This window comes from Pseudomonas sp. 10C3 (assembly GCF_036346185.1).
Taxonomy (GTDB): domain Bacteria; phylum Pseudomonadota; class Gammaproteobacteria; order Pseudomonadales; family Pseudomonadaceae; genus Aquipseudomonas.
The window spans coordinates 40,538-62,534 of the sequence record NZ_JASJVE010000026.1; the positions used below are offsets into that span (position 1 = coordinate 40,538).

At 58.1% G+C, this 21,997-nt stretch carries 22 protein-coding genes and 1 pseudogene; 15 read left to right on the forward strand and 8 right to left on the reverse strand.

The features are described 5' to 3' along the window. Positions 1 to 186: 186 nt before the first annotated feature. The 5 genes from oscA to QN399_RS21680 all read left to right on the forward strand — a co-directional run bounded on the left by oscA (position 187) and on the right by QN399_RS21680 (position 4,261). The gene (oscA, locus tag QN399_RS21660; RefSeq protein WP_322218840.1) at positions 187 to 369 is read left to right on the forward strand and encodes a sulfur starvation response protein OscA; all 183 of its coding nucleotides are present in this window, start codon (positions 187 to 189) and stop codon (positions 367 to 369) included. Between the two features lie 95 nt (positions 370 to 464). Beyond that, complete coding sequence (locus tag QN399_RS21665) at positions 465 to 1,472, forward strand: sulfate ABC transporter substrate-binding protein (RefSeq protein ID WP_322177260.1); 1,008 nt, start codon at positions 465 to 467, stop codon at positions 1,470 to 1,472. A 91-nt stretch (positions 1,473 to 1,563) separates the two neighbouring features. Further along, positions 1,564 to 2,385, forward strand: a complete 822-nt coding sequence (cysT, locus tag QN399_RS21670) for a sulfate ABC transporter permease subunit CysT (protein ID WP_219063721.1) — start codon at positions 1,564 to 1,566, stop codon at positions 2,383 to 2,385. A gap of 10 nt (positions 2,386 to 2,395) precedes the next feature. Then, positions 2,396 to 3,268 (forward strand): sulfate ABC transporter permease subunit CysW, encoded by an 873-nt coding sequence (gene cysW / locus QN399_RS21675; protein WP_322177261.1) that lies wholly within the window; start codon positions 2,396 to 2,398, stop codon positions 3,266 to 3,268. A gap of 3 nt (positions 3,269 to 3,271) precedes the next feature. Continuing rightward, on the forward strand, positions 3,272 to 4,261 hold the full coding sequence (locus QN399_RS21680) for a sulfate ABC transporter ATP-binding protein (RefSeq protein WP_323565803.1): 990 nt from the start codon (positions 3,272 to 3,274) through the stop codon (positions 4,259 to 4,261). Between the two features lie 89 nt (positions 4,262 to 4,350). Here QN399_RS21680 and QN399_RS21685 read toward each other — a convergent pair whose 3' ends face one another. Then, the gene (locus QN399_RS21685) at positions 4,351 to 4,875 is read right to left on the reverse strand and encodes an Mpo1-like protein (RefSeq protein WP_322177263.1); all 525 of its coding nucleotides are present in this window, start codon (positions 4,873 to 4,875) and stop codon (positions 4,351 to 4,353) included. A 90-nt stretch (positions 4,876 to 4,965) separates the two neighbouring features. Here QN399_RS21685 and QN399_RS21690 point away from each other — a divergent pair, with 90 nt between their 5' ends. The 10 genes from QN399_RS21690 (at position 4,966) to QN399_RS21735 (ending at position 15,827) form a co-directional block, all read left to right on the forward strand. Further along, positions 4,966 to 5,658 (forward strand): Crp/Fnr family transcriptional regulator, encoded by a 693-nt coding sequence (locus QN399_RS21690; RefSeq protein WP_322177264.1) that lies wholly within the window; start codon positions 4,966 to 4,968, stop codon positions 5,656 to 5,658. A gap of 28 nt (positions 5,659 to 5,686) precedes the next feature. Further along, positions 5,687 to 6,349, forward strand: a complete 663-nt coding sequence (locus QN399_RS21695) for a response regulator (protein WP_330201615.1) — start codon at positions 5,687 to 5,689, stop codon at positions 6,347 to 6,349. 264 nt (positions 6,350 to 6,613) lie between these two features. Further along, positions 6,614 to 7,195, forward strand: a complete 582-nt coding sequence (locus QN399_RS21700) for an alpha/beta hydrolase (protein WP_322177266.1) — start codon at positions 6,614 to 6,616, stop codon at positions 7,193 to 7,195. Positions 7,196 to 7,321: 126 nt separating this feature from the next. Further along, positions 7,322 to 8,272, forward strand: coding sequence for a sigma 54-interacting transcriptional regulator (locus tag QN399_RS21705; RefSeq protein ID WP_330201616.1), 951 nt, complete (start codon positions 7,322 to 7,324; stop codon positions 8,270 to 8,272). A gap of 206 nt (positions 8,273 to 8,478) precedes the next feature. Then, complete coding sequence (locus QN399_RS21710) at positions 8,479 to 9,261, forward strand: MetQ/NlpA family ABC transporter substrate-binding protein (protein WP_219063730.1); 783 nt, start codon at positions 8,479 to 8,481, stop codon at positions 9,259 to 9,261. Between the two features lie 197 nt (positions 9,262 to 9,458). After that, positions 9,459 to 10,355, forward strand: a complete 897-nt coding sequence (locus QN399_RS21715) for a TauD/TfdA family dioxygenase (RefSeq protein WP_322177268.1) — start codon at positions 9,459 to 9,461, stop codon at positions 10,353 to 10,355. 16 nt (positions 10,356 to 10,371) lie between these two features. Beyond that, on the forward strand, positions 10,372 to 11,253 hold the full coding sequence (locus tag QN399_RS21720) for an ABC transporter ATP-binding protein (protein ID WP_330201617.1): 882 nt from the start codon (positions 10,372 to 10,374) through the stop codon (positions 11,251 to 11,253). A 188-nt stretch (positions 11,254 to 11,441) separates the two neighbouring features. Beyond that, on the forward strand, positions 11,442 to 12,296 hold the full coding sequence (locus tag QN399_RS21725; protein WP_322218861.1) for an ABC transporter permease: 855 nt from the start codon (positions 11,442 to 11,444) through the stop codon (positions 12,294 to 12,296). Positions 12,297 to 12,335: 39 nt separating this feature from the next. After that, entirely contained in the window at positions 12,336 to 13,355 is a 1,020-nt protein-coding gene (locus QN399_RS21730; RefSeq protein WP_322177271.1) for an ABC transporter substrate-binding protein, read from the forward strand. A 129-nt stretch (positions 13,356 to 13,484) separates the two neighbouring features. Then, positions 13,485 to 15,827 (forward strand): glycoside hydrolase, encoded by a 2,343-nt coding sequence (locus QN399_RS21735; RefSeq protein WP_322182971.1) that lies wholly within the window; start codon positions 13,485 to 13,487, stop codon positions 15,825 to 15,827. On the opposite strand, the gene QN399_RS21740 is transcribed toward QN399_RS21735, so the two are convergent. The 7 genes and pseudogenes from QN399_RS21740 to QN399_RS21770 form a co-directional block, all read right to left on the reverse strand. Continuing rightward, a complete protein-coding gene (locus QN399_RS21740) occupies positions 15,742 to 16,368 on the reverse strand; it encodes a methyltransferase domain-containing protein (RefSeq protein WP_330201618.1) in 627 nt (208 codons plus the stop codon). The genes QN399_RS21735 and QN399_RS21740 overlap by 86 nt on opposite strands. A gap of 63 nt (positions 16,369 to 16,431) precedes the next feature. Then, positions 16,432 to 17,076 (reverse strand): methionine ABC transporter permease, encoded by a 645-nt coding sequence (locus QN399_RS21745; RefSeq protein WP_322177273.1) that lies wholly within the window; start codon positions 17,074 to 17,076, stop codon positions 16,432 to 16,434. Then, positions 17,066 to 18,187 carry an ATP-binding cassette domain-containing protein gene (locus tag QN399_RS21750; protein ID WP_322177274.1) on the reverse strand — a complete coding sequence of 374 codons (1,122 nt, stop codon included), beginning with the start codon at positions 18,185 to 18,187 and terminating at the stop codon, positions 17,066 to 17,068. Before QN399_RS21750 ends, QN399_RS21745 begins: the two co-directional genes overlap by 11 nt. A 2-nt stretch (positions 18,188 to 18,189) precedes the next feature. Then, positions 18,190 to 18,912 (reverse strand): annotated as a pseudogene (locus tag QN399_RS21755) (MetQ/NlpA family ABC transporter substrate-binding protein); the annotation flags it as partial. Between the two features lie 133 nt (positions 18,913 to 19,045). Beyond that, the gene (locus QN399_RS21760) at positions 19,046 to 20,407 is read right to left on the reverse strand and encodes an LLM class flavin-dependent oxidoreductase (protein ID WP_330201619.1); all 1,362 of its coding nucleotides are present in this window, start codon (positions 20,405 to 20,407) and stop codon (positions 19,046 to 19,048) included. After that, positions 20,407 to 21,612, reverse strand: coding sequence for an SfnB family sulfur acquisition oxidoreductase (locus tag QN399_RS21765; RefSeq protein WP_322218875.1), 1,206 nt, complete (start codon positions 21,610 to 21,612; stop codon positions 20,407 to 20,409). Before QN399_RS21765 ends, QN399_RS21760 begins: the two co-directional genes overlap by 1 nt. A gap of 19 nt (positions 21,613 to 21,631) precedes the next feature. After that, a partial coding sequence (locus QN399_RS21770) for an acyl-CoA dehydrogenase family protein (RefSeq protein ID WP_330201620.1) occupies positions 21,632 to 21,997 on the reverse strand: 366 nt, incomplete at its 5' end.

The following is a 21,997-nucleotide window of genomic DNA, read 5'->3' on the forward strand; positions in this document are numbered from 1 at the left end:
TGTCACGTTGCTGGAAACGCGCAATACGTTTCCTTGCCGGGAAATATCTCTAAATTCTTTTTGGTTATATCTGCATTCTTAAATAGTCTTTTTAAGAATAACTGCGCCTCTCTAAGATTACCTCCACGCCACAAGCAGTTGCCCGCGAATCGCTACTGCAGGCACCTCTTATCAAGGAGAAGAATCATGAGCGCATCTCTACGCAGTGTTGACGGCCAGGACGAAGCAAGCATCCTGCGCGAAATTCAGAGTGCGTTGCGCGACCTGCGCTTCGGCGCAGTGGAAATCACTGTGCATAACGCGCAAGTGGTTCAGATCGAACGCAAAGAAAAATTCCGCCTGCAGACCCCGAGCAACAAGACCAGTTGACCTGCGGATCCAGGCGTCCGCCAGCTCCCACAGGGAGATGAGTTCGACCCATCAAGCAAAAGCCAACAATCAAAGAATTGTCCAGGAGCTTCACCATGTCTATTCGTCGCTTTGCCTTGGCCGCGCTCGCCAGCGCTGTTTTTGCAGGTTCCGCCGTTGCCAAGGACATTGAGCTGCTGAATGTGTCCTACGACCCGACGCGCGAGCTGTACCAGGATTACAACGCTGAGTTCATCAGTTTCTGGAAGAAGACCCACGCTGACGATACTGTGAAAATTCAGCAATCCCATGGTGGTTCAGGCAAGCAGGGGCGTGCGGTGATCGACGGTCTGCGCGCGGATGTGGTGACTTTGGCCCTGGCTGGCGACATCGACGAAATTGCGAAAATCGGCAAAACCTTGCCCGAGAACTGGCAAACCCGCCTGCCGGATGCCAGCACGCCATACACTTCAACCATCGTGTTCCTGGTACGCAAGGGCAACCCTAAAGGCATCAAAGACTGGGGCGACTTGATCAAGAATGACGTGTCGGTCATCACCCCTAACCCGAAAACCTCTGGCGGCGCACGCTGGAACTTCCTTGCCGCGTGGGCTTATGGTCTGAAGGCCGGTGGTAGCGAAGCCAAGGCGCGGGAATACGTGCAGGCCTTGTTCAAGCATGTGCCGGTTCTCGACACGGGCGCTCGCGGTTCAACCATTACCTTCGTCAATAATGGTCAGGGTGACGTGTTGCTGGCATGGGAAAACGAAGCGTTCCTGGCACTGAAAGAAGACGGTGGCGCTGACAAGTTCGACATCGTCGTACCTTCGCTGTCGATTCTGGCCGAGCCGCCGGTATCGATTGTCGACAAGAACGTCGACAAGAAAGGCACCCGTGAAATTGCCACTGCTTACCTGGAGCATCTGTACAGCCCGGCCGGTCAGGAAATTGCCGCAAAAAACTTCTACCGCCCACGTAACGCAGAAGTGGCGGCCAAATATGCCAGGCAATTCCCTAAACTGGACCTGGTGACTATCGACAAAGACTTCGGTGGCTGGAAAACTGCGCAACCGAAATTCTTCAATGATGGCGGCGTGTTCGACCAGATTTACCAGGCGCAATAGCCTGTGCAGCGCTACGTTGAAAAGCGTATCGCCTAGTTTGGCCTTTAGCCCGGATTCATTTCCGGGCTTCGTGCGTTAACCAAGGACTTTTATGTCGCGTCGTATTTCCCCCGTCATACCCGGCTTCGGGCTGACGCTGGGCTACACCTTGGTGTACCTCAGCTTGATTGTGTTGATCCCGCTGGCTGCCATGTTCATCCATGCTGCCCAGCTGACGTGGGATCAATTCTGGGCCATCGTCACTGCCCCGCGTGTGGTTGCCGCCTTGAAGCTGAGTTTTGGCACCGCATTTTATGCCGCCATCATCAATGGCGTGATTGGCACACTGCTGGCCTGGGTGCTGGTGCGTTACACCTTCCCCGGGCGCAAGATCATCGATGCGATGATCGACCTGCCGTTCGCGCTGCCGACTGCTGTTGCCGGTATCGCCCTGACGGCGCTGTATACGCCGACAGGCCTGGTAGGGCAGTTCGCCGCCGACCTGGGCTTCAAGATTGCTTACACCCCGCTTGGCATCACCCTCGCCCTGACCTTTGTCACGCTGCCGTTTGTGGTGCGCACGGTGCAGCCGGTGTTGGCCGATATCCCGCGTGAAGTCGAAGAGGCCGCCGCCTGCCTGGGCGCGAGGCCGTTGCAGGTGTTCCGCTATATTCTGGTGCCGGCCCTGCTTCCCGCATGGCTGACCGGGTTCGCCCTGGCCTTTGCGCGTGGCGTAGGCGAGTACGGATCGGTGATTTTCATTGCCGGCAACATGCCGATGAAAACCGAGATCCTGCCGCTGCTGATCATGGTCAAGCTCGATCAATACGATTACACCGGCGCCACTGCCATTGGCGTGATGATGCTGATGGTTTCTTTCGTCCTGCTGCTGCTGATCAACTTGTTGCAGCGTCGCATCGAAACCCCATCCTAAGGAGGCGCGTATGTCTTACTCAACTGTTTCTGCTGCCGCCTCCGCCAACGCTGCCCGTCGTGGCAGCGCAGTGTCTCGAAGGATTCTGATCGGTCTTGGCTGGCTGGTTTTTATCCTGTTTCTGGGGCTGCCGTTGTTCATTGTGGTCTCTCAAGGCCTGAAAAACGGACTGGGTGCGTTCTTCACCGCGATCTTCGAGCCGGACGCATTGTCGGCGCTCAAACTCACCGTGATCGCCGTGCTGATTTCGGTACCACTCAATGTCGTGTTCGGCGTCAGCGCTGCCTGGTGCGTGAGCAAGTATTCGTTCCGTGGCAAAAGTATGCTGGTGACCCTGATCGACTTGCCGTTTTCGGTGTCACCGGTAATCGCCGGTCTGGTCTACGTCCTGATGTTTGGTGCTCAAGGCTTGTTCGGGCCGTGGTTACAGGATCATGACATCCAGATCGTGTTTGCCTTGCCGGGTATCGTGCTGGCGACTATTTTCGTGACCGTGCCGTTTGTTGCTCGCGAGCTGATCCCGTTGATGCAGGAGCAAGGCACGCAGGAAGAAGAGGCGGCGCGGCTGTTGGGGGCCAACGGTTGGCAGATGTTCTGGCACGTCACGGTCCCGAACATCAAGTGGGGTTTGATCTACGGCGTGGTGCTGTGTACCGCGCGGGCCATGGGTGAGTTCGGCGCGGTCTCGGTGGTTTCAGGACATATTCGCGGCGTCACCAACACCCTGCCGTTGCACGTCGAGATCCTTTATAACGAATACAACCACGTTGCAGCGTTTGCCGTGGCGAGCCTGTTGCTGATCCTGGCGCTGTTCATCCTGCTGCTCAAGCAGTGGAGCGAGTCGCGCATTACCCGTCTGCGCCAAAGTGCGGCGGAGGAATAATTCATGTCGATCGAAGTCCGTAACGTCAGCAAGCGTTTCAACGCCTTCCAGGCCCTGAACTCCATCAATCTGGACATTCAAAGCGGTGAGCTGGTGGCCCTGCTGGGCCCGTCAGGCTGTGGCAAAACCACCTTGCTGCGTATTATTGCCGGCCTGGAAACCCCTGATGAGGGCAGCATCGTTTTCCACGGAGAAGACGTCTCCGGGCACGATGTGCGTGATCGCAATGTCGGGTTCGTGTTCCAGCACTACGCACTGTTTCGCCACATGACGGTGTTCGACAACGTCGCGTTCGGTTTGCGCATGAAACCGAAGAACCAGCGTCCGACCGAAAGTCAGATTGCGGTCAAGGTTCATGAACTGCTGAACATGGTGCAGCTCGATTGGTTGTCGGACCGTTATCCGGAACAGTTGTCCGGCGGTCAGCGTCAGCGTATCGCGCTGGCCCGTGCGTTGGCGGTCGAGCCCAAAGTGCTGCTGCTCGATGAACCGTTCGGCGCACTGGATGCCAAGGTCCGTAAAGAGCTGCGCCGCTGGTTGGCGCGCCTGCACGAAGACATCAACCTGACCTCGGTCTTCGTGACCCACGACCAGGAAGAAGCCATGGAAGTGGCAGACCGCATCGTGGTGATGAACAAGGGCGTGATCGAGCAGATCGGTTCACCGGGCGAGGTGTATGAAAACCCGGCCAGCGACTTCGTTTACCACTTCCTGGGTGACTCCAACCGTCTGCACCTGGGCGACGATAACCACGTGCTGTTCCGCCCGCATGAGGTGTCGTTGTCGCGGCATGAACTGGAAGACCACCACGCGGCCGAAGTGCGTGATATCCGGCCGCTGGGCGCCACCACTCGCGTGACCTTGAAGGTCGAAGGTCAAAGCGAACTGATCGAAGCCGAAGTGGTGAAAGACCACGACAGCCTGATCGGTCTGACACGTGGTGACACCTTGTTCTTCAAGCCGAAGGTCTGGCAGAAACTGGCGGATAGCTGATCTTTTTGACGCGGTGTGTTCGGCACACCGCGTCAAACCATTCGCCTGTGCCGGCTGTGTGGAGCGAACGCATTCGCGAATGACGTCAATCAAACCAGCGCTTTCTTCCCGCGAATACCGGTAGGCCCGACACGCTCTTCCATGGCGTGCTTGAGTGACTGTCGCAGCCCCAGCAAAAACGCCACTTCGGCCACCACGAACAGTGGCCCGACGATCAGCCCCGACACATCGTCAACGAACGCCGGTTTACGCCCTTCGTAAAAATGGCCGACAAATTGAATCGCCCAACCGACGACAAACAAACCGACGCCGCTGCTCAGCCAGACCAGCGTCGACTGCACGGCAAGCGTGTGTCCTGTCCAAAGGGATAGGCCGAGCAGGGCGCCCATCACCACACCGAACCGCATATCCAGGCGCAAGTAGAACCCTGTAGACCCCAGTGCCAGCAGGGTTGCGGGCGAAAGCCATATGCCGCCTATCACGGCGCCGGGACGCGAAAGGAGCACGGCCACCGCAATGACAATCAGCGGAATGCCGATAAAGTGACTGACGATGTTGCGTGTGTCGCGATGGTAGGCGGCGTATTGACTAAGATGATCAACGAGGTTTTTCATTGTTATTCCTCCTGTGGAACGATGATCATGCCTCGGGATTTGAAAGAGCTTTGTCCGTTACCCGACAAAGTCTGCAATTAAGGAGTTCATATGAGCGGAGCCGTATGGCGGACCCGACTGCTGACCGGGTACTGGTTCAGCAATCTGCCGGCTGGTTTACAGGATAGCTTGCTCAATGCCGCGAAAACGCGACGCCTGACGCCAGGTAAGCCGTTGTTCCGGCGCGGCGATCCGCCGTGCGGGTTGTATGCGGTGCTCGAAGGCGCGATTCGTATTGGCTCGGTCAGCGAGCAAGGCAAGCAGACGTTGCTGTCGCGGATCGAGCTGCCTTACTGGTTTGGCGAGGTGTCGTTGTTCGATGGCCTGCCGCGCACCCATGACGCATTTTCCGAAGCCCACAGCATTCTGTTGCAGGTCCCGCAGTCGGCGCTGGTGACTCTGCTGGAAAAAGAGCCTCAGTATTGGCGCCATTTCGCCTTGTTGATGAGTCAGAAACTACGCCTGACGTTCGTTCATCTCGAGCAGCAAAGCTTGTTGCCTGCCGCCGCGCGCGTGGCCTGTCGCTTACTGTTGATCGCCGAAGGGTATGGCGAGATCAATCGCTCGCGAGAGGTGATCGAGCTGCCTCAGGAGCCGTTGGCGCAAATGCTGTCGATGTCTCGCCAGACCATCAACAAAATCCTCAACGATTTTCAGACTCAGGGTGTCCTGGACATCAGTTATGGCGAAATCAGGATTCTTGACCTGGATAAACTGCGTGCGGCGGCCTCGCAATCAGCCTAGCCTAGACGCACGATAAATGAGGTGCACCATGCGTTTGCTGTTAGTGGAAAACGATCTCAGTACCGCCAATCAGTTGGCCAAGGGGCTTGGCGAGTCGGGGTTTAGGGTCGACGTCGCGGATAACGGCCTGTCCGGCCGCCATTTCGTCGAAGAGAATGCCTACGACCTGATCATTCTCGATGCCATGTTGCCGGGCCTGAATGGCTGGCAACTGCTGCAACTGGTCCGTCAGCGCGGCAATACGCCCGTGTTGTTCCTGACCGCCCGCGATACCATGGAAGACCGGTTGCGCGGGCTGGAGCTGGGTGCCGATGATTACCTGCTCAAGCCCTTTACCCTTGAGGAACTGTTGGTCCGGGTTCGGACCTTGCTGCGGCGTGGGCCAACCGGTACTGCCGACAGCTACTCTATTGCCGATCTGGAAATCGACGTACCACTCCAGCGCGTTAGTCGTGGCGGGCAACGGATCTCGTTGAGCGATCAGGAGTTCGAACTGCTGCAGTTGCTGGTCAGCCGTCAGGGTGATGTCATTTCACGCGCGCTGATCGCTTCGCAGGTGTTCAACAATGACATGGACAAGGTCGAAATCGCCATCCATCGCCTGCGCTCTAAAATCGATGAGCGCTACTTGCCGAAACTGATTCATACCGTGGGTGTTGTGGGCTATCAGTTGGAGGTGCTGGAAGACTGATTGAGCTCTGTTGGCTGACTCCAACATGCACTATAGGCAGCTTGCTGCCCGGTAACGTTTCTGTCACAGCGTTTGGATAAGCTCGAATTGTAAGTTTTTTATGGGCCGCTCCTTAGGCAGGGGGCGGTCCTTTTTTTTTGCCTGCCGAATCTATAATCCTTATATTCTTTTAAGGTCTTAATAAATAGCTTCTTATTCCTTAACGAATATATGTCGCGTCCTTATACTTTGCCCATGAACGCAAACAGGCAGGAGGCGCACCCCATGCGTAACGAGTCGATCCGCTATCTGATCGTGCCAGGCTGGCAAGGGTCGTCTGACGACCATTGGCAAACGCATTGGCAGAACAGTTTGCCCAACAGCGCGCGCGTGGAGCAGGCCGACTGGCTCAAACCACGGCGCGAGGATTGGGTCGGTGAATTGCAGCGCGCGATTGTCGCTGACAGCACGCCGGTGATCCTGATCGCTCATAGCCTGGGGTGCATCACCGTTGCGCATTGGGCCGAACTCGCGCCTTTGCAGTCGCTGCGTCAGGTGCGCGGTGCCTTGCTGGTGGCGCCTGCTGACGTTGAACGGCCGAACTGCTCGCCTGCGTTACGTAATTTCGCACCGATTCCTGGGCACCTGCTGCCGTTTCCGACCCAAGTGGTCAGCTCGGATAACGACACGGCGGTCAGTACTCAGCGCGCGCTGGAGCTGGCTCATAACTGGGGCGCAGAAGCAGGCATTCTCAGGGGGGCGGGGCACATCAATGTGAAGTCCGGCCATCAGCGCTGGGAGCAGGGCTTCGCCTATCTGTACCGCCTGCAAAACCGAATGGAACACCACGCTCGGCGTCGCGCCTGAATTCGATCGGCGCGGCAGACGCCATGCTTTACTCATCGACCTCAATAATTTTCACGCCGGACCCTCGGGCCCTATTGTCTATTTTTAACGCGTGAGTCGTCGCAAGGGCTCAGGCGGGAGTTTGCCATGAGCCTTCACGAAACCTTTGGTCAGCCGTTACTGACCTTCCCCGATGCGGAAAAAAGCCCGCTGAGCATTCGCGCCAAAGCGCTGGTGTTCGTCGACCCGCGCTCGCGTCAGTTGCGCGAAGAGCTGGAGCAACTGGCTCCGCGCTCGTTACCGGTGCTGATCCGTGGCGAAACCGGCAGCGGCAAGGAACTGCTGGCCCGGCATATCCATCGCGCCAGCGACCGTGGGGGCTTATTCGTGTCAGTGAACTGCGGAGCGATCAGCCCGACGTACGCCGATGCCGAGCTGTTCGGCTATGCCGCCGGCGCTTACAGCAGCTCCGCCAGCAGTCGTGCGGGATGGTTCGGTTCGGCCAATGGCGGGACCTTGTACCTGGATGAAATCGGCGATTTGCCGCTGCCGATACAGATCAAGCTGTTGGCGGCGCTGGAGAACCATGAAGTGACCCGCGTTGGCGCCCAGCAACCCAGCCCGGTGGACGTGCGTCTGGTGGCCGCCACCAGCATCGATCTGGCGCAGGCGGTGGCCGTCGGTAAATTTAACGAGCGGCTTTATCACTACCTCAGCGAAGGTCGACTGGACCTGCCTGCGTTACGCGAGCGAGTGGGTGACATCCTGTCTTTGGCCGAATATTTTCTCGGCATTTACAGCCAGCGTTTGGGCTTGCCGGTGCCACTGATCAGTGAAACTGCGCAACAGGTATTGGAGCGGCACAGTTGGCCGGGCAATACTCGCGAGCTGGAGAACGTTATTCATTTCGCGCTGTTGGTCAGCAGTGGCGATGAAATTTTGCCCGAACACCTTAATCTGCCCGACAGCGCGAATCCTCTGGCGCAGATCGAGCAGCAAGCGGAGCACTTGCTCGCTTTCGCGCATCCCGGGCAACTGTCGGAATTGCAGCGATTGCTGGAGCGCCTGAGCCAACGCGTGTCGCAAACCCCGCGTTAGACGCTGTGTTTCGCGGAGAGAGTGGCGCTTAATGCTAGTCAGCACAAAAAAGCATAACCATTGACGTAAAAAGTATTGTCATGGAATAAGAAATATCGGTAATGTCCGTTTCACGCCGCTGAGTCATAAGGTTCAACCGATGATCAGCGGCAACTCACTGATAAGCCGTCGTTTGTGACGACCGCGACTTTCGCTAAGGACACCGCATGAAAAAGACGTTGTTGTTGACCGCCCTCGCTGCTGCGCTTTCGATTGGCCTGGCCCACGCGGGTGAAAAACTGGTCGTCGGCGCTACGCCTGTTCCGCACGCCGAGATTCTTGAGTTGATCAAGCCTGAGCTGGCAAAAGAAGGCGTGGACCTGGAAATCAAAGTCTTCAACGACTACGTGCAGCCGAACCTGCAGGTTTTCCAGAAGAAGCTCGATGCCAACTACTTCCAGACCAAGCCGTACCTGGATGGCTTCAACAAAGGCAAGAAGGCTGATCTGGTTACCGTCGTCGGCGTTCACGTCGAACCGTTCGGTGGCTACTCGTCCAAGTACAAATCCCTGGCTGACCTGCCGGACGGCGCAACTGTTGCCATTCCAAACGAAGGCAGCAACGCTGGCCGTGCACTGCTGCTGTTGGAGAAAGCCGGTCTGATCACCCTGAACGACCCGACTGACGCACTGGCAACGGTAAAGGACGTCAAGACCAACCCCAAGAACCTGAAGTTCAAGGAGCTGGAGTCGGCCATGTTGGCGCGCGCTTACAATCAGGTTGATCTGGACATGATCAACACCAACTATGCGTTGGAAGCCAAGCTCAACCCGAAGAAGGATGCACTGATTCTCGAAGGCGCTGATTCGCCTTACGTGAACTTCCTGGTGGCGCGTCCAGACAACGCCCACAGCGATGCAATCCAGAAACTGGCCAAGGCGCTGACCAGCCCTGAAGTCAAAGCATTCATTGCCAAGAAGTACGACGGCGCGGTACTGCCGGCGTTCTGATCTGAATTCAAGCGTTAACGTTTTTTACGCCGGCGGTTTTCATTAGCGTCGGCGTTTTTGCGTTTGGAACTGACCTGCCCGGCGGATCGCTAGTGTGTTCAGTGATATCTATATTCCTCAACGGTATTTAAATTAATTTTCTTATACCTATAAAGTTCTGACTCTTGTTACCCAGCACACCCGGAGTCGGAGTTCTCATGCCAGCAGCCTCCCAAGCGTCCTCATCTGTATACATAGCCGATCAAGCATTCGACATACGCTCGTTCGCCGAAAAAGTGGGTGCGGAAATCATCGGCCTGGATCTGTCCCGGCCTCTCAGCGATGCGGACTTCGCCCGTGTCCATCAGGCGCACCTGGACTACCACGTCGTGGTGTTTCGCGATCAACACATCACCCCGCAGCAGCAGATTGATTTCAGTCGGCGTTTCGGCATCCTGCAAATCCATGTACTCAAGCAGTTTCTGCTAAAAAACCATCCGGAAATTCTTATCGTTTCGAACATCGTCGAGGACGGTCAGCCGATTGGCTTGGGCGATGCCGGCAAGTATTGGCACTCGGACCTGTCCTACAAGGAACTGCCGAGCCTCGGTTCGATGCTGCACGCCCAGGAGCTGCCTGACGAAGGTGGTGACACGTTGTTCGCCAATCTGCACGTTGCCTGGGATACGTTGCCGCACGCCCTGCGTGAGGCGGTCGAAGGCCTCTCGGCGGTGCATTCCTACACCTCGCGCTACAGCGACGGCAAAAATGCCGCCAACTGGCGCCCGGCGCTGACGTCGGAGCAGCTTGCACAAGTGGCTGAAGTGACTCACCCGATTGTGCGCACCCATCCAGAAACCGGGCGCAAGGCGTTGTTCGTCAGCGAAGGATTCACCACGCGCATCGTCGGCCTGCCGGAAGACGAAAGTCGCCAGTTGCTGGATCAACTCTATGCCCACAGCGTGCGTCCAGAGCATGTCTATCGGCACCAATGGCAGCCCCATGATCTGGTGTTCTGGGACAACCGCTCGCTGATCCATTTGGCTGCGGGTTGCCCCACTGAACTGCGCCGCAAGCTGTTCCGTACCACGATTCAAGGTGATGCGCCGTTCTGATCGAGGGAGTTGTTTCATGAACGCTGTTTTGCAGGACCACACGGCCAGCGATAGTTTTATCGCACACAAGGTCAATCAGCAGACGGCTGAGCCTTTGTTGCAAGTACAGGGCGTGAGCCTGGAGTACCGCACCCCCGAGCGGGTGGTGCGGGCGACTCATCAAGTGAGTTTTGAAATCGATCCTGCGGATCGCTTCGTGCTGCTGGGGCCCTCGGGCTGCGGCAAATCCACCTTGCTCAAAGCTGTGGCCGGCTTCATTCAGCCCAGTGAAGGGCAGATCCGTCTGGCGGGCGTGCAAATCAAAGAACCTGGCCCGGACCGGATAGTGGTGTTCCAGGAGTTCGATCAGTTGCCTCCCTGGAAAACCGTGATCCAGAACGTGATTTTCCCGTTGGTGGCGTCTCGCACTCTCAAGCATCGCGAGGCCGAAGAGCGTGCGCGTTACTACCTGGACAAAGTCGGCTTGAGCGCGTTTGCCGACGCCTACCCGCACACCTTGTCCGGCGGTATGAAAGCGCGGGTGGCGATTGCTCGCGCCTTGGCCATGCAGCCAAAAATCCTGTTGATGGACGAACCCTTTGCCGCCCTCGATGCACTGACCCGACGCAAGATGCAGGAAGAACTCCTGGCGCTGTGGGACGAGGTGCGTTTCACCTTGTTGTTCCTCACCCACTCCATCGAAGAAGCGCTGGTGGTCGGTAACCGAATTTTGCTGCTTTCGCCCCATCCAGGCCGCGTTCGGGCTGAAATCAACAGCCATCAATACGACCTGAACAGCCTCGGCGGTGCCGGTTTTCAAAACACCGCGCAACGCATTCATCGCCTGTTGTTCGATGAGGGTGGGACCGAACCGGTGGACCGCGAACTGAGCTTCCAGGATGTGCGCATAGCGTACTGACCATGACCCCGACTCCCAGAAAAACGCTAACCCCTGTAGGAGCTGACTTGTCTGCGAAAGGCTGGGGTCGCGGCCGCCCCGGAGGACCTTCATACGGGGATGAATCCAGCCATTTTGCGACTGCTGCGCAGCCGATTCGCAGACAAGTCAGCTCCTACCTGGACATGATCCACCAAGAGAATTCGAGCATGAGCATCCGAGAGGAATACGAAATCACGCTGACGCCTTTTACTCAGGCGGCACTGGCGCGTGATATCCCGCTGACGCAACGTATCTGGCAACTGAGCTGGGTGCGCAAAAGCGTGATCCTGATCGCCCTGGCGGTGATCTGGGAACTGGCTGCGCGTGTGCAAAACAATGACCTGCTGCTGCCGAGTTTTTTGCAGACCGCCGCTGCTTTCTACGACGGCATCATCACCGGTGAGTTGCTGAACAAGGTCTGGATTTCCCTGACCGTGCTGGTCAAGGGCTACCTGATCGGGATCATCCTTGCGTTCGGCTTGACGACGCTGGCGGTATCAACGCAATTGGGCCGCGACCTGCTCAGCACGCTGACCGCGATGCTCAACCCGTTGCCTGCGATTGCCTTGCTGCCGTTGTCGCTGCTGTGGTTTGGCCTAGGCGAGAACAGCCTGATTTTCGTGCTGGTGCATTCGGTGCTGTGGGCGCTGGCACTGAATACGTATGCGGGCTTTCTCGGTGTCTCGGAAACCCAGCGCATGGCCGGGCGTAACTATGGCCTCAAGGGGCTGCGCTTCGTCTGGTTCATTCTGATCCCTGCCGCGCTGCCATCGATTCTGGCCGGGCTGAAAATTGGCTGGGCCTTCGCCTGGCGCACGTTGATCGCCGCAGAGCTGGTGTTTGGTGCGTCGTCGGGTAAAGGCGGGTTGGGTTGGTACATCTTTCAGAATCGCAACGAGCTGTATACCGACAAAGTATTCGCCGGGTTGGCCGCCGTTATTTTGATCGGCTTGCTGGTGGAAAACCTGCTGTTCAACAACATCGAACGCCTGACCGTAAAACGCTGGGGCATGCAGCGCTGACAACACGCGTAACCTTCTTATCTGCATTGCGAGGATCACATGGCCACTTCTTTCAAGCGTCCGGCGCTGACAGCACTTGCGACGGCATTCGGTTTATTCGGGGCACTCCTGAGCAGCGGCGTGCAAGCAGAAGGCAAGATCAGCATCGCCCAACAATTCGGTATCGGTTACCTGATTCTCGACGTGGTGCGCGATCAGCAATTGATCGAGAAACACGGTAAACAGCAGGGCCTGGACATCAAGGTCGACTGGAACAGCATCTCGGGATCTACGGCCATGAACGAAGCATTGCTGGCCGGTGCGCTGGATGTGGTCTCGGCCGGGGTTCCTCCGATGTTGACCCTCTGGGATCGCACCAAGGGCAAACAGAACGTCAAGGCCATCGCTTCGCTGGGTTCGATGCCTAACTACCTGCTTAGCAACAACCCGGACGTGAAGAGCTTGAAAGACTTCACTGACAAGGACCGTATCGCCGTGCCTGCCGCAGGTGTCGGCTTCCAGTCACGCACGTTGCAGATCGAAACGGCCAAACAGTTTGGCGATGCCGACTTCAAACGCTTCGATACGATCTCCGTCAGCCTGCCGCACCCGGATGCTACCTCGGCGTTGATCGCCGGCGGGTCTGAAATCAGTTCACACTTTTCCAGCCCGCCGTTCCAGTATCAGGAGCTGGAAAACCCGAAGGTGCATAAGGTGCTCAGCTCCTATGACGTGCTCGGCGGTCAGGCCACGTTCAACGTGCTCTACACCACTGAAAAATTTCACGACGAAAACCCCAAGACCTACAAAGCGTTCTATGACGCCCTGGCTGAAGCCGAGCACATCATCAAGGCCGACAAGCCTGCCGCTGCTCAGACCTACATTCGTGTGGAGCAATCGAAATTGCCATTGGCCTTCGTCGAAAAAATCGTCGCCGACCCGGAAATCGATTTCACCATCACCCCTCAGCGCACCTTCATCTACGCCAGCAAATTGCAGGAATTGGGCGTGCTGAAAAACAAGGCTGACAGCTGGAAAGACTTCTTCTTCGAAGAAGCACATGGCGCGCCGGGAAGCTGATTTCTACTCATAGATGGTGGCTGCGATCTTTTAGGATCGGTACTACAGACAGTTTTTTTGTTTTCCACTAATTTCTGCTACTTCGAGTCAGTTGCCGATTTTCGGGCGCGCGGGGGCAGCATGTTTTACATGAACCGATGTTTGTATTCAGGGCTGCTGATCTGCGCCCTGTTAATGGCGCCATGGGCCGCCGCCGATACCTGGTTGGAAAACGACTATTGGCGAATAGAGATAGACCCGGCAACACTGGCGATTCGTGCCATTCCTGCCCGGGGTGCAGCAGTGCAAGCCTCCGCCGGAGTGGTTGCGCATCGGGTCAGCGCTCTGGATAAGCATGCGGAGCGCATCAACTGGCTGTGGGATGACGGTGCCTGGCAGCTCAGCGCAACGCTGGATCAGCGTGAACTCTCTCTGACTATTCAAGCCCGAGACCCCGGTGAGCTGGTTTTTCTCCGGCAACCCGGTCATGCGATGGGGAAGGGCTTGATATGGCCGCTTGCTGAAGGGCGTTACGTCCCGGCAGGTGATCCAGTGTGGCAGCGGTTCCTGCTGGATCAGGGCGAATTCAATACCACTCAGGACCTCAGCTTGCCGCTGTGGGGTATCGATCATGGCGGTTTCACCCTGAACTGGCTGATGACGAATCCCTACAATAACCGCCTGACATTGAGCGCCGAAGGCCTGGGGTTGGCGATTGCGGCCAGTCATGAATTCACCTCGCTGGCCCCGTTGACGCCGCTGACCTTTAGCCTCTATTTGGGCGAGGCCGACCCGCTGGCTGGCGCCAAACGCTATCGACAGGGGCTGATTCAAGCTGGACGCTATGAAACCTTCAGCGACAAACTGCGGAAGACCCCAGAAGCCGCGAAGTTGCTGGGAGCCAGTCACATCTATTTATGGGGCAATGATTTACTCGGGCCGGATGATGTACGCAGTTGGCCGCGCTTGCTTGAACTACTGCGCGGCAAAGGAACATTGGCTACAGCGTTGCGCGGTTATCTTGATGCTGCAGCCACGCAGATGCTGGAAATCGCCCAGCCCCCGCTTAGCCGTTACCAACAGGCCACCCTGTTGAGCGGCCTTAATCAAGCCCTGAACACCAAAGCGCGAGAAAGTTGGCAGGGGGCGGCCAGACCGGATATGCAGGCGTTGGCCAATCGCTACGGCGAACTGCGCGAGGAGTTCGCGAAGGCTTTCGTCACGGCGCTGACACCGCAGCCTGAGCGGTGGGGCAGCATCATGTCCGAGACGACGATCAAGCAACTCCAGGCCGCCAAGCTGACGCGTTTGTGGCTGGGAGTGGCCGAAGGTTGGGAAGGCGGCCTGTGGCATCCCGAGGCGATACGCGCCGGCGTACAGGCTGGCTATCTGATGGCCCCATACGACTCTTATCAAACGGCATTGTCGTCGACGGAAAACCCGGACTGGACTACCGCGCATCTGGGAAACGACGCCTATCGCGATTGCGCCATATTATTGAAGCGCGGCGAGTTCAAGAGTGGGTTCCAGCAGTCAGGACATTACACCGACCCGCGCTGCGTGCGGCCTTTACTTGAGGCTCGAATAAAGGCGATTCAGGCTAAAGCCGGGTTCAACAGTTGGTTCCTCGATGCCTACGCGACCAGCATGTTGTTCGACAGCTATCGTCCTGACGCCAGCATGACCCAAGCGCAAAATGCCGCTGGCAATATTGATGCCTCACGCTGGATCGCTGAAACCTTGAAGCTGGTCGCAGGCTCTGAAGACGGAAATGCTGTCACCGCCCAAGGCATCCTGTTCGCTCATGGTATGCAGACGCCGGTTATTGGTTGGGGCGATCCGGACCTCAGCAAAAACAAACAGTCACCGTACTATCTGGGTGACTGGTACCCACCAGAACAGCCGAGCGTATTCTTCAAGCAGGTTCCGATCAAAGAACCCTATCGAACCGTCCATTTCGATCCCGCTACGAGGCTCCCCCTGTATCAGGCCGTGTTCCATGGCTCGGTGATCACCACTCATCACTGGCTGTTCGACAACGTCAAGCTGAGTAACGTGAGAGCGGAGAACGAGTTGATACAACTGCTCTACAACGTGCCGCCGCTTTACCACCTGAGTGCTGACACGCTGAAGCATCGGTTGCCGCTGATTGAGCGCCAGAACGCTTTTTTCCAACCTTTGCACCAACGTTTGGGGACTCAGTCTTTGACGGAATTCCGCTGGCTGACGCCCGATCGGCAAGTTCAGCAGACCACGTTTACCGATGGCACGCGATTGGTGGCCAACTTTGATCGCCAGGTGCGGGAGGTCGTCGGCAAGCGCTTTGCCGGGCAGTCTATTACAGCGTTTGAGGCGGACGGGCAGGTGACGGAATATATTGCCGACCAAAATCTCTGTGGGAAGTCCTTCAAGCCTTGCGCCACACACTCGCCAGCCACGGCTGTTTCTCGCGGGGCAGTCCTTCGGGGCGGTAATAGTGTTCAAGCTCGGTGAAGCCCGCGTCATTGAGCAGTTCGCGCCAGGCTTCCAGGTCGTGATAGGAGCCATAACGGCTGCCGTTCCAGCCTTCCTGATTTTCGCCCCTTGGATTGGAGCTGAACAGCACGCCGCCCGGCTTCAGCGTTGCGTGCAGTTCGCGCAGGACCCGTGGCAGTTCCTGGCGGGGGACGTGGAACAACACTGCGTTGGCGAAGATGCCGTCGAAGCGCTCGGCCGGTAGATCGAGTTCGAGAAAGTTCTGCTGCAAGACTTCACAGCCGGTCTCGGCACGGGCCATGTCGGCGAAACGCTCGGCGCCGTCCAGACCCACCGCACTATGACCCATGGCGCTGAAGGTCTTCAGATCGCGTCCCGGCCCGCAGCCAAAATCCAGAATATGCCACGGCGCCTCGCCTTCGATATGTCGCAGCAGCGCGGCTATGTTCTGGCTGACGTCGTGGTCACGGGTGCCTTCGCGGAAGTCGTCAGCCACTTCGTTGTAGTGGCCGACGGTGGTGGTGGTGATTTTGGCGAGGTCCTGCGGGGCGAGTTTCATTGCGGGTCTGTCTGGGCGTGGGTAAGTGATGAATATACCCCCGCCCAGCCGTTGTTCAATCACTCAACGCTTGTTCAGCACCTGAGCCAGTCGATCACCGCCAAACTGAATCACTGCGACCAGCACCACTAACAAGGCAATCACAGTGAGCATCACCTGGCTGTCGAAGCGCTGATAACCGTAGCGGTAGGCGATGTCACCCAATCCACCTGCGCCGATAGCCCCGGCCATGGCCGACGAGTTGATCATCGTCACCAGTGTAATGGTGAAGCCGCCGACGATACCCGGCAACGCTTCGGGCAGCAGCACATGCCAGATGATGTGCCATCGGCGGCAGCCCATGGCTTGCGCGGCTTCGATCAGGCCATGGTCGACCTCTCGCAGGCTGACTTCAGCGATGCGCGCAAAAAACGGCGTCGCTGCGATGGTCAGCGGCACCACGGCCGCCCAGACGCCGTAGGTGGTGCCGACGATCAGCCGGGTGAACGGAATCAGCGCGACCATCAGGATCAGGAACGGAATCGAGCGGAACAGATTTACGAAGGCGCCCAGCACGCGATTCAGAGTGGGCGCTTCGTAGATTCCGCCTTTGGCGCTGGTGACCAGAATCACTGCCAGCGGAATGCCCAGCAGCAGGGCAATCAATGACGATACACCGACCATCAAAAACGTATCGATGACACCTTGAAGCAGTCGATCAAACCACATAACCCAATACCTCCGCGCGTTGCGCCAGTGTGCGGGCGCGATTGAGTAATTCGTCCAAGTCATGTGGCGAGTGGGCGACCTCGATCACCAGATGCCCCAGTGCGCGGCCCTGAATGCGCTCAACCCCACCCTGCAACAAGCTGATGCGCCCGCCAAGGGAATTGAACAGCGCGGCCAGGTCCGGCTCTTCGCCGCCAACGCCAGTGAAATGCACGTCCAGTACCACCGCAGCCGTGGGGTGCTGTGGCTCGGGGTTCAAGCGCGCTTGCACATCCTCGGGGAGCCCGTGTTGCAGCGGCGCCAGCAAGGTTTTGCTGACGTCGTGCCGAGGGTTGCCGAACACCTGCCACACAGGGCCGTGCTCGACGATTTGACCGTGTTCAAGCACCACCACCCGGTCGCAGATATCGCGGATGACCGCCATTTCATGGGTGATCAAAATGATGGTCAGGCCCAGCCGTTTATTGATCTCGCGTAGCAGACCGAGAATCGATTGCGTGGTCTCCGGGTCCAGCGCCGAGGTGGCTTCATCGCACAGCAGAATCGCCGGATCATGGACCAGGGCGCGGGCAATCCCCACGCGCTGTTTCTGTCCGCCCGACAGCTGTGCCGGGTAGGCCTTGTGCTTGTCTTGCAAACCGACCAGTTCCAGCAGTTCGGCGACTTTGCGCTGGCGCTGTTCACGAGGCACGCCAGCGACTTTGAGCGGCAGTTCGACGTTCTGCCACACGGTCTTGGCCGACATCAGGTTGAAGTGCTGAAAGATCATCCCGATGCGTCGCCGCAGCTGCACCAGATGGTCTTCGTCGAACTCGCTGATGTCCACCTGATCGATCAGCACCCGACCGCTGCTCGGGCGCTCCAGGCGGTTGATGGTCCGAATCAATGAAGACTTGCCCGCGCCGCTACGGCCGATGATGCCGAACACCTCACCGCGTTGAATCGCCAGGTCGATGTTCTGCAGTGCATCCACCGGCCCGTGCTGGCTGTCATAGGTTTTGCCCAGGTTGATAAAACGCACATGGGCCCGATTCAAGTCCGGGTGCAGCTCCGAGGGCTGCTCGGCCCTGGGCGATTCATGCTGTAACTGGCGTTGGGCGGTCGCGTTCATGTTCAGCCTTCCCAGCCGGCTTGATAGAGTTTGCCATGGGCTTTATCCAGGGCGGCGCGAACAACGGGCGAGTGCTGGTAGATGTCGACGAACTTGGCCAGACGCGGGTCATTTTTGTTCTCGGGCTTGATCACGAACTGGATCACGTATTCCTTATGATCCAGACCGTCGAACAGCAACGCGGAACCGGCATCGAAGGTTTTCGACAGGCGAATGTAGGCCGGGTAGCCCTGCACCAGATCAGCGTCATCGTAGGCGCGCACCAGTTGCACAGCCTCGACCTGAATCAGTTTGATTTTTTTCGGGTTGGCAACGATGTCTTCTTCGGTGGCCTTGTAGCCGACGCCAGGTTTGAGGGTGATCAGCCCGGCTTTGGCCAGCAGTTGCAGGCCGCGTCCGCTGTTGATCGGGTCGTTGGCGATGGCCACGGTGGCGCCAGTCGGCAGCTCATCGAGGCTTTTGTACTTCTTCGAATACAGCCCGACGTTGTTGATGATCCCGGACGCGTAAGGCACCAGATGGAAGCCCGCTGCGGCATTGGCATTTTCCAGGAACGGGACGTGCTGGAAGTAATTCACGTCGATATCGCCTGCCGCGAGGCTGACGTTCGGGGCGATCCAGTCGCTGAACTCCACCAGTTCGACCTTCAGGCCTTGCTTGCCGGCTTCTGCGACGGCCGCTTCCAGCGGGATGGCAAAGGCGGCGGTAGTGCCGACTTTGAGCGGTTTATCGTCGGCGTGGGCGTTGAGAGTGAAGAGCGCGAGGGCCAGGGTGATTATTGTTTTGGTCATGGCTGAAATCCTGGGCGTAATAAGGGCTGGAGTTGATGTTGTCTGACCGTGCGCAACAGTTGCATTGTTATTTCCCCGCATGTCGATACCCCGTTCCCGCATGCGACGCAGGTAAACGTGGGCCCTCGCGAAACAGCTTCTCGCGCAGGGTGCCGCTGCCATAAGCGGTTTTGTAAGAACCACGGCGTTGCAGTTCCGGAATCACCACATCGATGAAATCCGCATAGCTTTCCGGGGTCACGGTGCGGGTCAGGTTGAAGCCGTCGAGACCGGTTTCGGCGATCCAGTATTCCAGTTCGTCAGCCACCTGTTCCGGCGAGCCGACCAGGGTGAAGTAGCGCCCGCCCAGCGCGTGTTGATCGAGCAGTTTGCGGCGGGTCCAATCATTGTTTTTCAGGCTCTTGGTCGCCGACTGGATCGCGTTGCTTTTCACGTACTGGATCGGCTCGTCCAGTGTGTATTCCGCGAAGTCGATCCCGGTAGAGGCCGCAAAATGCGCAACGCCTGCTTCGGCGCTGGCGTATTCCAGATACTCCCGATGCTTGGCGCGGGCCAGTTCCTCGGTGGCGCCGACGATCACATTCAAGCCCATGAACACCTTGATGTCCTCGGGGTTACGCCCGGCGGCTTTGGCGCTGGCGCGAACCTTGTCCACTTGCTCGCGGGTCGCGACCTTGTTTTGTCCGCTGATAAAAACGCACTCGGCATGGCGCCCGGCGAACTGCAAACCGCGATCAGAAGTGCCTGCCTGAAACAACACCGGGGTGCGCTGCGGTGACGGTTCGCAAAGGTGATAACCCTCGACCTGGTAGAACTCGCCTTTGTGCCGAACCTTGTGCACTTTTTCGGGCTGGGCATAGATCCGTTGCTGGCGATCATTGATCACCGCGTCATCTTCCCAGCTGCCTTCCCAGAGTTTGTACAGCACCTCCAGGTATTCATCGGCCTGATCATAACGACGGTCGTGTTCGACCTGTTCGCTCAGGCCAATGGCCTTGGCTGCACTGTCCAGATAACCGGTAACAATGTTCCAGCCCACGCGGCCACGGCTCAGGTGGTCGAGGGTCGACATGCGTCGGGCAAACAGATACGGCGCTTCATACGTGAGGTTGGCGGTCAGGCCGAACCCCAGATTTTTCGTGACCGCCGCCATGGCCGACAGCAGCATAAGCGGGTCATTGACCGGCAACTGGATCGACTCTTTAAGCGTTACATCCACCGAGCTCTGGTACACGTCGTACACACCGGTGATATCGGCTATGAACAAGCCATCGAACAGGCCGCGCTCCAGCAGTTGCGCCAGCTCAGTCCAGTATTCGAGAGTCTTGTACTCGGTGGAGTTGTCCCTGGGATGCGTCCAAAGGCCATGGTTGATATGGCCAATGCAGTTCATGTTGAACGCATTGAGGAGGATTTTTTTCTTGGTCATCAGAGGGTCCCCCGCAGTGGCGGGTTTGTATCATTGAGGTAGTAATTGCCGATGGCGTGATATTTCCAGCGCACCGGGTCGTGCAGGGTGTGCACGCGGGCGTTGCGCCAGTGACGGTCTAGGCCATGCTCGGCCAATGTGGCTTGACTGCCCGCCAGCTCGAATAAGGTGCTGCCCGCTGCGAGAGAGATTTCGGTACTGATGGCGCGTGCTTCGGCCACCGCAATGGACGCGGCGGCGACGTTTTCAGCGGTGCTGTCGGCTTGGGCGCGATCAAGAAACTCACCGGCGCGTTCCAGCAGCGCTTCGGCCGCGTGCAGGCGAACGCCAAGCTTGCCGAAGCTGTGCAGGGTCAATGGATCGTCCACGGCTTTTTCGATACCGGAATCAATCCATGGCCGGGTGCGAGTGCGGACGAAGTGCAAGGCGTCCTCATAGGCCGCGCGGGCGATGCCGGTGTCGATGGCCGCATGAAGAATCTGTGCCAGCGGGCCTACGGTAGTTGGGCGTTCGAAGGCAGTTTGAAACGGCACCACGTCATCGGCGCTGACAAACACGTTATCGAACACCACAGAGCCGCTGCCGGTGGTGCGCTGGCCGAAGCCGCTCCAGTCATCGATCACCGTCAGGCCCGCAGCGTCACGCGGGACGAAGGCCAGTTGTTGCACACCCTGTTCGTCCACCACCGAGGTCGGTATGCGCTGCGCATACAAGGCGCCGGTCGCGTAAAACTTGCGGCCGTTGATGCGATAGCCATCACCGTCCTGGGTCAGGCGCGTAGTGCGGTCGTGAGCGGTTCTGGTGCCCAACTCGGCCAATGCGTTACCGAAGCGTTGCCCGGCTAGTACTTCCGCGTACAGGCGTTTTTGCTGTTGAGCGCTGCCATTCACGCGCAGCACCTCAAGGGCATAGAAATGGTTCTGAGGAATCTGTCCGAGGGACGAGTCAGCCTCGGCGATCAGTTGTGTGACCTTGGCCAGGGTGACGATGGAAACGCCCGCACCGCCGAAAGCTTTTGGCACGCTGATGCCCCACAGACCGGAGCGGGAAAACAGTTCCAGTTCTTCGTGTGGCAAGCGGCGTTCACGGTCACGCAGGGCGCTGTCGCGCTTAAAATGTTCAGCCAGATCGGCGGCCATGTTCAAGGCTTGGGCGTCGCTGTCGATCACTGCCGCCGTTTGCGGCAGGTGAGATATAAGGCTCATACGTTCTCCAGTGCTCTGGTCAGATCCAGGAATGCCGGGCCGGCACTGTGCCGTTCAGGTGGTAAGCGCCGACGGCGTGGTATTTCCAGCGCACCGGGTCGTGGAGCGTGTGAACGCGAGCGTTGCGCCAATGGCGGTCGAGGTTGAACTCGGCCAGAGTGGCGCGACTGCCTGCCAGCTCGAACAGCTTTTCGCTGGCGAGCAGGGAGATTTCAGTGGTCAGGACCTTGGCTTCTGCAACGGCAATCGAGGCGCGAGCGGCAGAGGCTACGTCCACGGGCGCGGCGTTGACCTCATCCAGCACCTGACCCGCTTTGCGCAGTAATGCTTCGGCGGCGTGCAGTTCGAGTTTCAGTTTGCCGATGTCGGCGATCACGTACAGATC

Bases quoted from the DNA above. Each gene is read 5' to 3' on its own strand.
- oscA (WP_322218840.1), top strand. From the start codon at position 187: ATGAGCGCATCTCTACGCAGTGTTGACGGCCAGGACGAAGCAAGCATC.
- QN399_RS21665 (WP_322177260.1), top strand. From the start codon at position 465: ATGTCTATTCGTCGCTTTGCCTTGGCCGCGCTCGCCAGCGCTGTTTTT.
- cysT (WP_219063721.1), top strand. From the start codon at position 1,564: ATGTCGCGTCGTATTTCCCCCGTCATACCCGGCTTCGGGCTGACGCTG.
- cysW (WP_322177261.1), top strand. From the start codon at position 2,396: ATGTCTTACTCAACTGTTTCTGCTGCCGCCTCCGCCAACGCTGCCCGT.
- QN399_RS21680 (WP_323565803.1), top strand. From the start codon at position 3,272: ATGTCGATCGAAGTCCGTAACGTCAGCAAGCGTTTCAACGCCTTCCAG.
- QN399_RS21685 (WP_322177263.1), bottom strand. From the start codon at position 4,875: ATGAAAAACCTCGTTGATCATCTTAGTCAATACGCCGCCTACCATCGC.
- QN399_RS21690 (WP_322177264.1), top strand. From the start codon at position 4,966: ATGAGCGGAGCCGTATGGCGGACCCGACTGCTGACCGGGTACTGGTTC.
- QN399_RS21695 (WP_330201615.1), top strand. From the start codon at position 5,687: ATGCGTTTGCTGTTAGTGGAAAACGATCTCAGTACCGCCAATCAGTTG.
- QN399_RS21700 (WP_322177266.1), top strand. From the start codon at position 6,614: ATGCGTAACGAGTCGATCCGCTATCTGATCGTGCCAGGCTGGCAAGGG.
- QN399_RS21705 (WP_330201616.1), top strand. From the start codon at position 7,322: ATGAGCCTTCACGAAACCTTTGGTCAGCCGTTACTGACCTTCCCCGAT.
- QN399_RS21710 (WP_219063730.1), top strand. From the start codon at position 8,479: ATGAAAAAGACGTTGTTGTTGACCGCCCTCGCTGCTGCGCTTTCGATT.
- QN399_RS21715 (WP_322177268.1), top strand. From the start codon at position 9,459: ATGCCAGCAGCCTCCCAAGCGTCCTCATCTGTATACATAGCCGATCAA.
- QN399_RS21720 (WP_330201617.1), top strand. From the start codon at position 10,372: ATGAACGCTGTTTTGCAGGACCACACGGCCAGCGATAGTTTTATCGCA.
- QN399_RS21725 (WP_322218861.1), top strand. From the start codon at position 11,442: ATGAGCATCCGAGAGGAATACGAAATCACGCTGACGCCTTTTACTCAG.
- QN399_RS21730 (WP_322177271.1), top strand. From the start codon at position 12,336: ATGGCCACTTCTTTCAAGCGTCCGGCGCTGACAGCACTTGCGACGGCA.
- QN399_RS21735 (WP_322182971.1), top strand. From the start codon at position 13,485: ATGAACCGATGTTTGTATTCAGGGCTGCTGATCTGCGCCCTGTTAATG.
- QN399_RS21740 (WP_330201618.1), bottom strand. From the start codon at position 16,368: ATGAAACTCGCCCCGCAGGACCTCGCCAAAATCACCACCACCACCGTC.
- QN399_RS21745 (WP_322177273.1), bottom strand. From the start codon at position 17,076: ATGTGGTTTGATCGACTGCTTCAAGGTGTCATCGATACGTTTTTGATG.
- QN399_RS21750 (WP_322177274.1), bottom strand. From the start codon at position 18,187: ATGAACGCGACCGCCCAACGCCAGTTACAGCATGAATCGCCCAGGGCC.
- QN399_RS21760 (WP_330201619.1), bottom strand. From the start codon at position 20,407: ATGACCAAGAAAAAAATCCTCCTCAATGCGTTCAACATGAACTGCATT.
- QN399_RS21765 (WP_322218875.1), bottom strand. From the start codon at position 21,612: ATGAGCCTTATATCTCACCTGCCGCAAACGGCGGCAGTGATCGACAGC.